The following is a 15757-nucleotide window of genomic DNA, read 5'->3' on the forward strand; positions in this document are numbered from 1 at the left end:
TTTAAGACAACCCACCTATCCACTAAAAATGAAAAATTCCTTTTTATTATTCTTTGTGGCTATTCAGCTTTTTTCTTGTCAAGATGAAAAGAAAATTGAAGAGCCTATAGCGCATAAACCAAACATTATTTACATTTTAGCTGATGATTTGGGATATGCCGAAATTGGTGCTTTTGGTCAAGAGAAAATAGAAACTCCTAATATAGACGCCTTATCACAAGAAGGCATGATTTTTACCCAGCATTATTCTAGTGCTCCCGTTTGCGCTCCTGCCAGATATATGTTTTTGACCGGTAAGCATGCAGGCAATTCTTTTATACGCGGTAATGATGAGTGGAATGATCGTGGGGATGTTTGGAACTATGAAGCCATGGCAAAAGATTCGACCTTAGAAGGACAAAGACCCGTGCCAGTAGGTACCAAAACGATTGCCAATTATTTAAAAGAAGAAGGGTATAAAACAGGTTTGGTTGGTAAATGGGGGTTAGGCGCTCCACATACACACTCCATACCCAATGAAATGGGATTCGATTTTTTCTACGGATTAAATTGCCAGCGACAGGCACATACGTATTATCCGTTGCATTTGTACAAGAATAGAAACCGCGTGCATTTGGCGAATGATACCGTGGCGCCAAGTTCACCCTTCCCAAAAGGCTTAGACCCAAAAAATCCTGAAAGTTATAGAGATTATACGCTTACAGATTACGCTCCAGACTTAATGCTCAAAGAGCTTACGGGTTTTGTGGCAGAAAATAAGGATAATCCATTTTTCTTGTATTGGGCAACTCCCATTCCGCATGTAGCATTACAAGCGCCGCAGCGTTGGGTAAATTATTATGTGGAAAAATTCGGACCAGAAGAGCCGTATTTGTCAGGTAATGGAAATGGATATTTTTCGCACCAGACTCCCCATGCCGCTTATGCTGCCATGGTTTCGTATTTCGATGAGAATGTAGGTAAGTTGGTACAGCAGTTGAAAGACGAAGGAATTTATGAGAATACGTTGATCGTATTTACATCAGATAACGGACCAAGTTATGCAGGCGGAGCAGATCCTACATTTTTTGAAAGCGCAAAACCGTTTGATGGTGTATATGGTAGAGGAAAAGGATTTGTTTATGAAGGCGGAATAAGAGTACCCACATTTTTTACCTGGCCAGGCAAAATAAAGCCGGGTACTACAAGCGACCATGCATCTGCACATTACGATATGTTGGCAACCTTTGCCGATATCCTAGATTTTGAAAAACCGGCTGATACAGACGGAATTAGCTTTTTACCTACGTTATTGGGCGAGGAGAACCAAGTAGCGCATGAGTTTATGTATTGGGAATTCCCCGAATATGGCGGACAAGTGGCGATTAGAATGGGCGATTTTAAAGTAGTTCGTCAACATTTAAAAGATGACGAGCAGCCAACTATAGAACTGTATAATTTAAAGAACGATCCAACTGAAAAGCATAATATAGCTATAGATCATCCTGAGATATTAGAAAAAGCGGCAGCAATATTCAAAAAAGAACACACCAAACCAGATACCGATCGTTTTCAGATTCCACTGCTAGAAAACGGATTATTAAGTGATTAAGAACATAGTATTTGTTAATGCATCATTTTATATGGTCTACAACATAGTATCCTTTTCAAATTCGCAAGTTTAATTGTATTTTGCAAGGATGGAATATTTGGTAGTATCTGAAATACTTAGGCACTAAAATGTGAATTTCTATAGATCACAATAGCTAAAATGCGAAATCATTATAATAATAGTGAATTAGCACAGATTGAAACTAACACACTTGAACAACTAGAACATGAAAAACTGTATTAAAATTTGCGTACTCGGCATCTTTTTATTCACTGCATTTATAAATGCACAAGCTCCGAAATGGGAAAATCCGGAGTGGGAGAATCCTGAAATTTTTCAAATAAATCGCGAAGATCCAACGGCATCTTTATATCGTTATGAAAATGCAACGTCGGCTCTTGCAAATGAAAGCTGGGAGAATTCCTCTTTCTATCAGTCTTTAAATGGGGAGTGGGATTTTAACTATGCGGCAAGCGTACCAGAACGCCCAACTACTTTTTTCAATGCAGGTTTCGATACATCAGGTTGGGATAAAATTACGGTTCCATCTAACTGGGAATTAAAAGGTCATGGTACACCAATATATACAAATGTGGTATATCCTTTTCCGAAGAATCCGCCATTTATTCCTCACGATATCAACTCCGTAGGGAGTTATAAACGCAGTTTTGAAACTCCTAAAAATTGGGGTGGTAAAGAAGTGTATTTGCACTTTGGCGGTGTAAGTGGTGCCATGTATGTATATATAAACGGAGAAATGGTGGGGTATAGCGAAGGCAGTAAAACGCCTGCAGAATTCAATATTTCGAAATACCTGAAAGAGGGCAAAAATGATTTGTCCGTTCAAGTATTACGTTGGTCGGATGCCAGCTATTTAGAAGATCAAGATTTTTGGCGTTTAAGCGGTATAGACAGAGATGTGTATTTATATGCGACCAATAAAGCGACCATAAAAGATTACACGGTGGTGGCAGATTTAGATGATACGTATACCAACGGTAAATTCAGTTTAAATTTAAAACTGGCTAATACAGGCAAAAAGCAAAAAGGTGCTCAAGTAGAAGTTACCTTGTTAGACGGTGCTAAAGAGGTATTTAAAGTAGACCAGAAAATAGATGTTGTTGAAGGGTCGACCACGATAAAATTCGCACAAGAAATTCCCAATGTAAAAATATGGAATGCTGAAAAGCCTAATCTATACACGCTACTTTTTACATTAAAGGATAAAAAAGGAAATACTACAGAAGCGATCAGTTCTAAAATCGGATTCAGAAAAATCGAAATCAAGAACAATCAGTTTTTGGTAAACGGTATGCCTGTATTGATAAAAGGGGTAAACCTTCATGATCATGACGAAGTAACCGGTCATGTTATTAGCGAAGAAATTACCTTGAAAGATATGGAGGTAATGAAGCAAAACAATATCAATTCCATTCGTTGTAGTCACTACCCTAAAAATGAGTTTTTCTATAGAATGGCAGATAAGTACGGCTTTTATGTAGTTGATGAAGCCAATATTGAAATTCATGGTATGGGAGCGACCAACCAAGGTTTAGATGGTGATGAAGCTGCAATTGCCATTCACCCGGCATATCGCCCAGAGTGGAGAGAAATGCATTTAGATAGAACGATTCGTATGTTCGAACGTGATAAAAATTACACTTCTATTGTTACATGGTCATTAGGAAATGAAGCCGGTAATGGTCAAAACCTTTTTGATACGTATGACTGGTTGAAAGCTCATGATACTACCAGACCGGTACAGTATGAAGGAGCGACTAATTTCTCGAATACAGATATACAGGCACCTATGTATGCAAGGGTAGATGAAACAATTGCTTATGCGGAAAATAACCCAAAGCGCCCTTTAATTCAATGCGAATATGCACATGCGATGGGGAATAGCGTTGGTAACCTACAAGAGTATTGGGATGCTATTGAAAAGTACGATGTATTGCAAGGTGGATTTATTTGGGATTGGGTAGATCAAGGTCTAAAAGCCACCAGTGAAGATGGTGTGGAGTTTTATGCCTTTGGGGGTGACTTAGGTGGAGCAGAATTACAGAATGATAATAATTTCTGTCTGAACGGATTGGTAGATCCTGATCGTTCTGCGCATCCTGCTTTATATGAGGTAAAGAAAGTATATCAATATGTGAAGTTTAAAGCTGAAGATCCTAAATCGGGAAAAATCAGTTTAAAGAACATGTATGATTTCACCAACTTATCTGAATATGCTTTTTCATGGAAATTGCTAGATAATGGGGTAGAAGTAGGGAAAGGTAATTTGGCAGATGTAGATATCGCCCCGTATGAAACTAAAGAAGTTCAAATAGATTTACCAGCATTATCGAATGCAGGTTCTGAATATCATTTGAATGTATATATGACTACAAAAAATGAAAGTGCTTTAATACCAGCAAATTATTTATTGGCTTATGAGCAGTTTCAGTTAACTGATTTTAATCCATCTGTTTTTGAAGAAAATATAGAGGGCTTGAAGGTGACTAAAATTGATGATACCATAATTGTAAAAGGTGACGGATTTGAAATAGGATTCAACAGTAAGAACGGAACCCTATCATCTATCGATTATGGACAAGGGAATCTATTACAAAAAGGACCGACCGTAAATTTCTGGAGAGCACCAAACGATAATGATTATGGCTACAATATGCCTAAACTTTTAAAGAAATGGAAAGAAGCTACCGACACCCAAAATATTATGAGTTTAGAAGTAAACTCAAATGAGGGTAAAAAGATTATAGATGCTGTTAAGCTAACTGCTAATCCGTTTAAAATTAGAAAAGACTTAAAGCTGAGCGCAGATTACCAATTACCTTCAGTAAATGGTCAAGTAAATGTAACCTATACCATTAATTCTAATGGAGAAATATTGGTTAGCACCCAGTTAAAAGGTATTCGCAGCGATTTGCCAATTATGCCAAGATTTGGTAATAATCTAATTATTGATAACAGCTATGACCAAGTAGAATGGTATGGTAGAGGAGAACACGAAAATTATTTAGATCGTAATACTTCTGCTTTGGTAGGTGTGTATGATGCCAATGTTTCCGATTTGTATTTCGAATATATACGTCCGCAAGAGAATGGAAACAGAACAGATATCAGAACCTTGTCATTCGAAAATAAAGAGGGAAAAGGAATAAAAATCACCGCTCCAGAATTATTCTCTTTTAGTGCGCACCATCAGTTAAATTCAGATTTTGATGAGGGTATGCAGAAAAGACAGCAGCATACTTATGATATACCAACAAGAGATTTAATCAATATCAATATTGACCATAGTCAAATGGGTGTTGGTGGTGATAATAGCTGGGGATTACTACCGATGGAAAAATATCAGATTCAACCTGAGAACCTTTCTTTTGAATATGTAATTAGTCCTATTCGTTAAAATCACAGTATTTGACTAGAATTTAAAGAAGAGAAAGTATATTTAGCGCATGAATAAAAGTGTACAGTTTTTAGGTTTGGGTTTACTGATATTTGTAATGGTAAATTGTAAGTCAGAACCCAAAGAAAACAAAGTCCAAGAAAAAGCTGCTGCGAAGGTTGAAGAAACCGCACAGGTAGTCAAACATACAATTTTGAACGAAAAGCCGGAAGGAGTAACTGCTCCCGATGGAATGGTATGGGTTTCTGGTGCGACTTTTAAGCAAGGAGCCGTAGATGCTGATAAAGCGGCAATGGATCATGAAAAACCAGCAGTTGATGTAATAGTTGACGGATTTTTTATGGATGTCACAGAAGTAACCAATGCCCAATTTGCAGCATTTATAAAAGCTACGGGCTATGTAACAGTTGCCGAAAAGGGAATTGATTGGGAAGAACTGAAAAAGCAAGTACCTGCAGGTACCGAAAAACCACATGATTCCATATTGCAACCAGGATCATTAACGTTTAAAAAAGCGAAGTCAACAGTCCCGAATCTATATGACTTCTCACAATGGTGGAACTGGACGATTGGTGCAGATTGGAAACATCCAAACGGACCAAAAAGTAGCATTAAAGGCAAAGATAATTACCCTGTTGTACAAGTATCTTATGAAGATGCATTGGCATATTGCGAATGGGCAAATAGACGTTTGCCAACCGAGGCAGAGTGGGAGCTGGCATCTAGAGCAGGTTCTTATGGTACCATATATAATTGGGGTGATGACGAATCTGTTTTAAAGGAAAAAGCAAATACTTGGGAAGGTGAGTTTCCTGTGAAAAATACTATTGCTGACGGATTCGAGTTGCGTGCCCCTGTAAAGTCATATCCTCCAAATGCATATGGTTTATACGATATGGCAGGCAATGTTTGGGAATGGACGAGCGATTGGTATAACACCAACTACTATAAAGAAGTAAAAGATAGAAATACGGTTTTGGTAAATCCTTCAGGAGCAGAAGCTCCGTTTACACCAAATAATCCACTAGCAAAAGAACGCGTAATAAAAGGCGGTTCCTTTTTATGTAGTGCATCGTATTGTGCTAGTTACCGAGTGTCTGCCAGAATGGGCTCTAGTATGGATTCTTCTTTAGAACATACAGGGTTTAGAACCGTTGCAACGGTTGATATGATAACAGAATAGTCGGTTTAATCGATGCAATTTAAAAGCCGGTCGAGTTCAACTATTTTGGCTCGGCTAATCGGAATTTTCTTGTTCTTGATTTCAATGAATTCATGGTTATAGCGTTCTACCATTTTTAAATTAATGATGTACGATTTATGAATTCGAATAAAATTCTCTGACCCAAGTCTTTTATTAAAAGCATTCATGGTAGAGAGAATAATATAGTTACGTTCTCCGGTCACCACTTTAACATAATCGCCCAAAGCTTCGACAAATAAAATGCCATGCACATTAAGCTCAACCTGCTTCAGGTTATGTTTTACCACTAATTTGCTCTCAGGTTGTTTGTTTTTAATAGATTTAATCTTGTCAATAGCTTTACCTATAGCAGAATCGAACCGAGCAGTACTAAAGGGTTTTAATAGAAAATCGGTGACATTGAACTCAAAAGCCTCAAGGGCATATTTCTGCTCTTTACTAGTAATAATAACCTGCGGATGAATTGTTAGTCCGGCTAAAAATTCGAATCCGTTCATAACAGGCATTTCAATATCAAGAAATAAGAAATCTATTTTTAAAGCGTTTACCTCTGCTAAACTTTCAGAGCTGGCACTAGAAGAATGTAATAGTCTCAGGTTTTTATTTTTCTCAATAATTTGCTCAAGAAGTTTTCTTTGGGTGTTAGAATCTTCTATTATAGCGCATTTAAAAGTTTTCATTCATTATCGATATAAGTTCTAATATACATACGTAAAGAATGGGGGAAGGTTCATTTTCATCAATTTTAATGCAAACTAAAAGTTGTAAAAACATCCGAAAATTACTAAATAGTTATCTTCATTGCTAATTATCGTATAAAAACTTTTGATAACTATATTGTAAGTTTTTAGCTCAAAAACCTACTTTTGTAGTAGAAAATAAGAATTGAACCACTTGATATGATGTCTGATAAAATAGAACGTGTAAAAACATTAATTATAGGATCTGGCCCTGCCGGTTATACTGCAGCTATTTATGCTGCCCGTGCAGATTTAAAACCTGTTATGTATACAGGTATGGAGCCAGGAGGTCAATTGACCACCACAACTGAAGTAGATAACTTTCCAGGATACCCAGAAGGTATCGATGGCCCTACGATGATGGTGCAATTGCAACAACAAGCTGAGCGTTTTGGTACAGAAGTTAGAATTGGTATGATAACTTCAGTTGAGTTTTCGAAAGAAAAAGGAGGTATTCATAAAGTAGTTGCAGATAATGACAAGCAAATAGAAGCTGAAACTATTATTATTTCTACGGGTGCATCTGCTAAATATTTAAATATACCTAGTGAGCAACGTTTACGTGGCGGCGGTGTATCTGCTTGTGCAGTTTGTGACGGCTTTTTCTATAAAGGACAAGATGTAGCAATCGTTGGTGCAGGTGATACGGCAGCAGAAGAGGCGTCTTATTTAGCTAACATTTGTAATAAAGTAACGATGTTGGTACGTAGAGATGAAATGAGAGCTTCAAAAGCAATGCAACATAGAGTTCATAGCCTTAAGAATATCGATGTACGATACAATACTGAGGTAGATGAAGTATTAGGTGACCAGGTAGTTGAAGGTTTACGCATGGTAAACAACCAAACAGGCGAAAAAGAAGAAATTGCCATTACTGGTATCTTTATCGCAATCGGTCACAAACCAAATACCGATATTTTTAAAGGTCAATTAGATATGGATGAGACAGGTTACCTTATAACACAAGGTAAATCTACCAAAACTAATTTACCAGGGGTCTTCGCTAGTGGCGATGCTCAAGATAAAGAGTATAGACAAGCGGTTACAGCTGCTGGATCAGGTTGTATGGCTGCATTAGATGCTGAGCGTTACTTAGCATCTATTGGCTCTGTTGAAGAAGCAATTGCAGATAAATACTAGTAATTAGTATAAAATATAAAAGAGCCCATTCGTTAGAATGGGCTCTTTTTTTGTTGAATATGTTGAGTTAATCTATTCGCACGTAGTTTTCAGAGAATGTTCTGTTACCTTCTTCGTCTAAGCTTATTTGGCTAAATCTATCATCACTAAGTTGAAGTTCAAAGGTGAAAATGCGCATGGTATCCATAGCTTGGATCATTTCATTATCACCATATTCTAGCGTTTCCATTAGTCTGTCGTCGGTAATTGAATAAGTGCCGTAACCGAATCTACCAATTTTGTCAACCGGTACATATCTGCTCCACATAATTTTACCATTGTAGTACATTTTAACCTGTCGGTACCCATCAGCAGTTGGTACGGTGTCGATAACTTCTTGTCCGTCATAATTATAAAAGCTTTCTAGTTCCCAAGTACCTTGAATGGTATGCATGTAATTTTCGTTGATGGAATTTGTTGAGGCAGCTGATACCAATATGAGCATCAACAATACCAATCCTATAAATTTTTTCATAGTGGTAAGGTGTTAGTTAATAAAAGAGATGAATGTGTACTAAAAAGATACGAATTAAATGTTAGAATTTAACAAAAAATAGCATCAATAATTACGAATAACATAGTGATAGTTAAGTAATTGTAATAATTACTGAAGGTTTGAAGTATATGCATTAAGAATGGCGCAAAGCTTTAAAATGTCTTCATTGGTGTGTGAGGCGCTTAAAACTATACGACTCATTAGGGAATCATTTTCTGTCGGATACCTGAAATTAGTAACTATGATACCATTTTCTTCCAGATAATTAGCAAGTATTTCATTTTGAAAATTAAAGGTCGGATGTCCTTCCGCATAAACAAAAAGAGACCTATTTAATATGTTTTTCAAGAATAGACTTAGATTTTCTGCCAATTGTATTCTTTTAGTTGTGATAAGTGAACTGGCATCTCTAAAGGTTGCTAAAGCAGCAGGTGTAGCGGGACTGGCGCCTCCAAAAAACTGTGTATTTTTTAACGCATTAATCATATTATTGGTGCCAAATATCGCTCCGGCTTGAATTCCAAATCCTTTTCCTAAAGAGCAAGAAACCAAAAGTTCTTTTGTTGCCAGCGATTGTACAAATTTGAAACTACCTCCACCATTTTCTCCGGTAATGCCTATTCCGTGAGAATCATCTACAACTAGAATTATATCTTTCAGCGGTAGGTTTTTAAGAAAGTTATACTGCGGATAATTATCACCATGAAAATCGATACTATCTAAAAAGAGAACAGGTGTTTTATCGGTAATGGTTTTAATGGCATTTTCAAGCTCCATCCAGCTTTGAAATATTTCTTGCTGATTTCTAAATAAAGCAGAATGGGTATTTGGCGCATAATATAATTGGTAATCGGGTTGACTAAAATAGTTGCACACCAACTGACCGGCGAGATAACCAGACGACATCGTTACACAATCTTCACTACCAATTATTTCAGCTAAATGGGCGTCTACTTCATCAAAAATTGATATTCTAATATTTGATTTACGGGAAGCGCTGTATGCAGTACCGTATTTTTTAATGTTATTGATGAACAACGATTGAAACTCGGCATCGGTTTGTAAACTTAAATATGAGGTGCCGCCAAAGTATAGGTATTCTTTATCTTCAACGCTTATAGTTCTATCGGGAAATTCATCTATAGTAAACATCAATCTAATAGTTGAACACCGCTACCGGCAAGTTTAGGGAAGATAACTTTTCCGTCAGGTTCAATATGAACTCCAGTTGCAATATCACTTTTCAATAACAAAGCACCATCCATATCCACATAATCTAATTGCGGAATCAGCTGCGCAATGGCAGAAATACCAACGGTCGATTCTGTCATACAACCTACCATAACACTTATACCTAATTCTTTAGCTCTTTTTATCATCCGTAGGGCAGGGGTTAGTCCGCCACACTTGGTCAACTTGATATTTATACCACTAAAATGTAATGCACATTTTTCAACATCACTTTCTACAATACAACTTTCATCGGCAATTACGGGTAATACGCTGTGGTGCATCACTTCTTCCATACCAGACCAATCATCGGCTTTCAAAGGTTGCTCTAAAAACTGTACACCCAGTTCCTTTAAAAGCGGAGCGTTAAATATAGTTTCTTCAGCCGTCCAAGCGCAATTGGCATCTACTCTAAAAATAGCATCGGTATGTTCTCTTAATTTGCGAACAATGGCAACATCATCGCTAGTACCTAGTTTAATTTTATAGATAGGCCATGGCATTTCTTGCATTTTGGCTAGCATAACATCAATAGCTGCAATACCTATAGTATAGTTTGTTGTTGGGTAATTTTCGATGCTTGTACCCCAAATCTCATAGAGCGGCTTGCCAAGTAATTTTCCATACAGATCATGGGCAGCCAAGTCTAAAGCACAAATAGCAAAGTTTGATAAACCTTTACTCACTAAAAACGCGTGAAAGATTTCAGGTTCGGTAAATGAAAACGATTCAATTTCAGAGGATATGGCATTGATTTCATCCATCATGCTCTGCGTTGTGATTTTATAATACGGATTAGAGGTCGCCTCACCATACCCGGTTTTTCCATCTAAAGATAAAGATGCAATCATAGTGTCTTGAAAATCATGAGATTCTCTAGAGATACTAAAAGTATGTTTTAACGGTAATGTATATTTCTTAAGGTGTACTTGCATACCACTAATATACAGATGAGTTCATTAACTAAAAAATGAAAACCCACTGATATTTCAGTGGGTTTTAAAGTTGAATTGATTGAGGAATAATTTAGTATTTATGAACACTACCAGAAACCGATTTGTTCTTTTGAACAGATGGGTCGCCTTTGTATGATATATTACCACCGCTAGAAGCTTCAGCGGTTAAATCATCGGTAACATCGATGCTAATATTTGCTCCACTACTAGCATCTGCAGTAGCTACCAAAGTTGATAAGTCTTTAGCTCTAATATTTGCTCCGCTACTTGCGTCCACATAAACTTCTTTTGCAGAACCTTCTAATGAGATATTTGCACCGCTACTGGCATCTATATCCATATTGGTAACAAGCACATTTGCATTTATAATAGCACCGCTACTAGCATCGACCTCTAATTTGTCTGACTTAATCTTATTTTCAGTAGTTAAGTGAGCTCCGCTCGATGCACGTAAGCTGGTTACATTAGGCATGGTTACGTATACTTTTTTGGTTGCTCTACCAATATTCTCTATACTGTGGATTCTTAATTTTCCATTTTTAATATCTGTACCAATTAAGTCAATGATATTCTCGTCTGCTTCTACGGCAATATCAAAGTCTGCGCCTTGGGTAACAAATACTTCTAAACCTTCAGAACTTGAAACTTCTGTAAAATCGCCAGTAATTTCTCTAGTTTCTTCAACGACTACGCCGTTGCCTTTTTCGCCAGATCCAAAATCTCCGAAGTTAATATCAAAGCCACAAGATGAAAGTAATAGGGCTAATACGAGTGCTACTGTTATTCTTACTAATGTTGTCATGATTGTTCGTTTTTTGATTGATTACTATGTTATGATGATGTAAAAATGATTGTTTTTTAATTCCTTTTCTATTTATAAATACTGAATTGTTGTTTTAGAGGTCTGAACTGTAATTAGTTGATACTATCGTTAGTGTTAACCTTTACTCCATTCTCATCTAACTTCATTTTAAACGATTCTCCGTTATCATTTACGTCGATATCAATTCCGTTTTCATTGATAATAATTTTCCCTTTATCACCATTATCATTGATATTGATATCGATGCCATTTTCGTTGATATTGATGCGATTAGAGCCCGTATCATCTTCATCTTCCATTTCAATAAAATCAGGACAGTCTTGACATTCAAGTTCTCCGCTTTCGGTCATTTTCCAGATATAGCCTTCTAGACCTTCAACATCTCTATCGGTGTTTACAGTGGTAATCCAGTCTCGAGAATTTGTCTGGTCATAAGTTAAAATGGTACCTACTGGCAAGAATATGTTTACTCGAACTTCTTGATCTTTAAACTTAGGACCTTGTGTGGTCAAGTAATCATCAAAAGAGATTGTATTACCGTTTACTTCATATTCATAGATGATCTGACTAGCAATATCTTTTGCTTCTCTATTAGATGGTCCGTCAGCTTCTTTTCTAATTTGAACACGAACCAAGGTGTCTTTCGACTTACGAATACGGAATCTAACATCATCAGAAACCAAAACCTTGTTGCCAGCTTCATCATAAGAAATAAAGGTATCGCCCATGTGCATATCCTTTTCATAATCGTACTCATCTGTACCTACTAACCTAATATTTAAAGTATCTGAAGGCATGATAGAAGTAATTTCACTTTCTACAGAAGTACTACCAGTATACGCATGTGCTGCAGCTTCTCTAATACCAAAGACGACCAAACATATAATGGAGATCAGCCATAACCCTAATAAAGAGAATTTGGCAACGGTACCAATAGACTTTAAGTTGTTTACCAATATTTTTAATCCTAAATACATTAAGAAGAAAAACGGAATACCGATGGCAAAAAATGCAAGTAATGAAACGACCCAAATAGGTAGGTTGGTAGAGTTAACTACATTATAGAAATCAATGCCAGGTACATGAATGATATCTAAAATACCTACGGTGAACATCCCTACAAAAAGACCTATCAATGTAGCAGCACCAATGATAACTAAAAGTATACCAATGAATTTGCCAAAGATTTTAAAAAGGAACATTACGATATCACCAAAGGTGTCAAAAATCGTTTTACCTCCTTTTTTGACGGTATTGCCTACTTTTTCATAGTCAACACTTTTTACACGATCCGCTACGTCATCAAAACCCTCTTTAACTTTACGCTCAATATTGCTGATGTTCACCGTTTCGCCGCTCATATCTAATTTTTGAGCAGTTGTTCTAGCTTCAGGAATAAGGATCCAAAGTAAACCGTATATAAAGATGAATCCGCCCCAAGTAAAAATGGTCAAGAAAATCCAGAGTAAACGAATCCATAACGGATCAATACCAAAGTAATGTGCTAAACCAGACGATACACCGGCAACATATTTCTTTTCGGTATCTCTATATAATTTCTTTACTCTTTCTTTATTTGAAGAAGAAGTTTTGACTCTGGGCTCATCTTCAAAGATGTCCTCATCTACCATATAATCTTCAGGTTGCCCCATAATGGCGATAACCTCGTCTACTTCTTTTTGAGTAATTACCTGTCTTTCATTTTCTAATTTATCATGAAAAAGTTCGGCTATACGAGCTTCTATATCGGCAATGATTTCATCGCTGCCCGGTGTGTTGGCAAAAGAACGTTTTACAGATTCTAAATACCTACGCATTATATTGTATGCTTCTTCGTCTATATGGAAGAGCATGTTTGCTAAATTAATATTTACTGTTTTGTTCATGATTAGCTGTTTTTTGAGTTGGTTACCAGGTTGGTGGCTTTTCTTAATTCGTCCCAAGTGGTATCTAATTCTTTAAGGAATATTTTACCGGTCTCGGTTAATGTATAATATTTTCGTGGTGGTCCAGATGTAGATTCTTCCCAACGGTAGTTCAGAAGTCCCGCATTCTTTAATCTGGTCAGTAATGGATAGATTGTACCTTCCACTACAAGCATTTTTGCATCTTTAAGCGTTTCTAAGATTTCAGAAGCATATTTATCATGCCCATTTAAAATGGACAGGATACAATACTCCAAAACCCCTTTACGCATTTGTGCTTTTGTATTTTCTACATTCATAATCTCTTTTTGCTTTTTATGCAGTCCCTCTTTCGGAGGGGATTGCTCCATTGTGTCTGTTGTCTGCATAGGTTAACTGTTCGTTTTTTGTTCGATGAATAAACATCCTGATTGATTTTTTGATTGATTAATAAACTCTTTAGGGTGTGATGAATACCCGATATATAATGTAAGCTGATGATGTTATTTAATAAATTTTATAGTGAAGGGATATTCAAATACTTCCCCTTCATTTGTTTTTATAGTTGCTAAAATGGTATAAACGATATTGATGATAAATAGGGCTGATTGTGCAAGTCCCAATAACGCTACAGGAACCATCCACGGACCAAAAAAGTCATCAGAATCAAAATTAAAATTGATGTTATTGAAACTGTGAATATTTGAAAAGCTGAAATGATCAAAGTCAAAAATATTTGGAAGAAAGCCGCCTAAGAAAAAAGGGATACTCACCATACCTACAAGAATAGAGTAGAGGAGTACACTAATTTGAAAATTCAGTGCTTGTTTACCGTTATGATCTACAAATTCATATTCCTTTTTACTTGCCGTCCATAATACAAGAGGAATGATGAAGTTCCCGAACGGAAAAAAGAATTTAGAAAAAGTACTCGCATGTATGAGTGCGGAGAGGTTTCTTTCGTGTTTTGTTACTGATTCTGTCATGATTGATTCGTTACTGATGATGATTGATTATAATACTATGTAAAAGCCAATTACTTTGATTACCTATTAACTTCCTATGCAAATATATGTCTAAAAAAAGGTACTATGTAACACATAGTACTAATATTTAACAATATTTTAACATTTTAGAATGGTGTAAATAATAGCTATTTTTATCAAAATTTTCAGATAAAATGGCGGTAACACCTAGTAAAATCAATATGTTCTCATTTTTTAAACTACCGTCAGCATGGTGGTGCGGGGTACGTTTAAGAGAATTAGATAAAATCCGTGCAATAGTAACGGTAAAGCACCGATGGTTCAATCAGAATCCGTTTAATTCGATGTTTTGGGCAGTGCAAGGTATGGCAGCAGAGTTGACCACAGGCGCTTTAATAATAGATCAAATCGAAGCATCTGGAAAAAAAATTTCGATGTTAGTAGCAAACAATACCGCTAATTTTTCAAAGAAAGCAACAGGTAGAATTACCTTTACATGTGAAGACGGACATTTAATTAAAGAAGCTCTAGATAAAACTATTGCTACTGGAGAAGGACAAACCGTTTGGATGAAATCTGTCGGAGTAAATTCAGATGGCGTAGTGGTCAGTACCTTTAAATTTGAGTGGACGTTGAGGTTAAAGCAGAAAAAATAATTAGAATGAAAGAAGGGGTACAGTTTAAGGAAACGCAAAAATTTACACAATGGTGGTTGTGGTTGATTATACTTGCTCCAATAATTATAGCAGCTTTTAATCTTATAAGTAGTATTCTATATGTATTTGGCGGTTACTCTTCCAGTGATTCAGGTAATGTAAGCATGTCATGGATATCGGGTAGAATTTCTATGTTTCAATTTATATTCATAGTAACTTACATAATTACCATTTTATTTTTGGCTTTATCAAAACTAAAAGTAGTGGTCTCAGATAGTGAAATAAAAATTCGACATATTTTGTTTTTTAATAAAGTCATTGATTTAAGTGAAGTAAAAGAACAACATATCATTGATTATGATTTTGTAGGTTATGGTATCAGAAAAACTAAGATGTACGGTACTGTTTATAATGTAAAGGGTAAAGAAGGAGTTGCTTTCACACTTAAAAATGGAGATAAATACCTTATTGGGTCGCAAAAGGCCGAACAGTTTTTGAAATCTCTTTCAAAATAATTAGACATAGTTGTAACAAAAGTACTTTAGGTAGCAACTAATAAGCATCAATCAAAAAC

General features: G+C 36.2%; 14 protein-coding genes. 6 read left to right on the plus strand and 8 right to left on the minus strand.

Annotated features, from left to right (window positions below; translation table 11 throughout):
- Window positions 1-28 precede the first annotated feature (28 nt).
- The 3 genes from CLV90_RS16750 (at window position 29) to CLV90_RS16760 (ending at window position 6192) form a co-directional block, all read left to right on the plus strand.
- Window positions 29-1591: an arylsulfatase gene (locus tag CLV90_RS16750; protein WP_133688666.1), complete on the plus strand. Its 1563-nt coding sequence runs from the start codon at window positions 29-31 to the stop codon at window positions 1589-1591.
- A gap of 226 nt (window positions 1592-1817) precedes the next feature.
- Window positions 1818-5009, plus strand: a complete 3192-nt coding sequence (locus CLV90_RS16755) for a glycoside hydrolase family 2 TIM barrel-domain containing protein (RefSeq protein WP_133688667.1) — start codon at window positions 1818-1820, stop codon at window positions 5007-5009.
- A gap of 49 nt (window positions 5010-5058) precedes the next feature.
- Window positions 5059-6192, plus strand: coding sequence for a formylglycine-generating enzyme family protein (locus CLV90_RS16760; protein ID WP_243835514.1), 1134 nt, complete (start codon window positions 5059-5061; stop codon window positions 6190-6192).
- Between the two features lie 5 nt (window positions 6193-6197).
- On the opposite strand, the gene CLV90_RS16765 is transcribed toward CLV90_RS16760, so the two are convergent.
- Window positions 6198-6893 (minus strand): LytR/AlgR family response regulator transcription factor, encoded by a 696-nt coding sequence (locus CLV90_RS16765; RefSeq protein ID WP_133688668.1) that lies wholly within the window; start codon window positions 6891-6893, stop codon window positions 6198-6200.
- Window positions 6894-7115: 222 nt separating this feature from the next.
- On the opposite strand from CLV90_RS16765, the gene trxB reads away from it, so the two are divergent.
- The gene (gene trxB / locus CLV90_RS16770; protein WP_133688709.1) at window positions 7116-8093 is read left to right on the plus strand and encodes a thioredoxin-disulfide reductase; all 978 of its coding nucleotides are present in this window, start codon (window positions 7116-7118) and stop codon (window positions 8091-8093) included.
- A 67-nt stretch (window positions 8094-8160) separates the two neighbouring features.
- On the opposite strand, the gene CLV90_RS16775 is transcribed toward trxB, so the two are convergent.
- The 7 genes from CLV90_RS16775 to CLV90_RS16805 all read right to left on the minus strand — a co-directional run bounded on the left by CLV90_RS16775 (window position 8161) and on the right by CLV90_RS16805 (window position 14527).
- A complete protein-coding gene (locus CLV90_RS16775) occupies window positions 8161-8607 on the minus strand; it encodes a hypothetical protein (protein ID WP_133688669.1) in 447 nt (148 codons plus the stop codon).
- Window positions 8608-8736: 129 nt separating this feature from the next.
- Window positions 8737-9780, minus strand: a complete 1044-nt coding sequence (locus CLV90_RS16780) for an aminotransferase class I/II-fold pyridoxal phosphate-dependent enzyme (RefSeq protein WP_243835516.1) — start codon at window positions 9778-9780, stop codon at window positions 8737-8739.
- Window positions 9780-10793, minus strand: coding sequence for a dipeptide epimerase (locus CLV90_RS16785; protein WP_133688671.1), 1014 nt, complete (start codon window positions 10791-10793; stop codon window positions 9780-9782). The genes CLV90_RS16780 and CLV90_RS16785 overlap by 1 nt, the downstream gene beginning before the upstream one ends.
- A 91-nt stretch (window positions 10794-10884) precedes the next feature.
- Window positions 10885-11616, minus strand: a complete 732-nt coding sequence (locus CLV90_RS16790) for a head GIN domain-containing protein (RefSeq protein WP_133688672.1) — start codon at window positions 11614-11616, stop codon at window positions 10885-10887.
- A 113-nt stretch (window positions 11617-11729) separates the two neighbouring features.
- Complete coding sequence (locus CLV90_RS16795; protein WP_133688673.1) at window positions 11730-13523, minus strand: PspC domain-containing protein; 1794 nt, start codon at window positions 13521-13523, stop codon at window positions 11730-11732.
- A 2-nt stretch (window positions 13524-13525) separates the two neighbouring features.
- Window positions 13526-13861 (minus strand): PadR family transcriptional regulator, encoded by a 336-nt coding sequence (locus CLV90_RS16800; RefSeq protein WP_133688710.1) that lies wholly within the window; start codon window positions 13859-13861, stop codon window positions 13526-13528.
- Window positions 13862-14044: 183 nt separating this feature from the next.
- Entirely contained in the window at window positions 14045-14527 is a 483-nt protein-coding gene (locus CLV90_RS16805; protein WP_133688674.1) for a DUF4870 domain-containing protein, read from the minus strand.
- Window positions 14528-14721: 194 nt separating this feature from the next.
- Between CLV90_RS16805 and CLV90_RS16810 the strand changes: the two genes are divergently transcribed.
- Complete coding sequence (locus tag CLV90_RS16810; RefSeq protein ID WP_133688675.1) at window positions 14722-15183, plus strand: DUF4442 domain-containing protein; 462 nt, start codon at window positions 14722-14724, stop codon at window positions 15181-15183.
- Between the two features lie 5 nt (window positions 15184-15188).
- Window positions 15189-15698: a hypothetical protein gene (locus tag CLV90_RS16815; protein WP_133688676.1), complete on the plus strand. Its 510-nt coding sequence runs from the start codon at window positions 15189-15191 to the stop codon at window positions 15696-15698.
- Window positions 15699-15757: the final 59 nt, after the last annotated feature.

This window comes from Maribacter spongiicola, assembly GCF_004364165.1.
Classification (GTDB): domain Bacteria; phylum Bacteroidota; class Bacteroidia; order Flavobacteriales; family Flavobacteriaceae; genus Maribacter; species Maribacter spongiicola.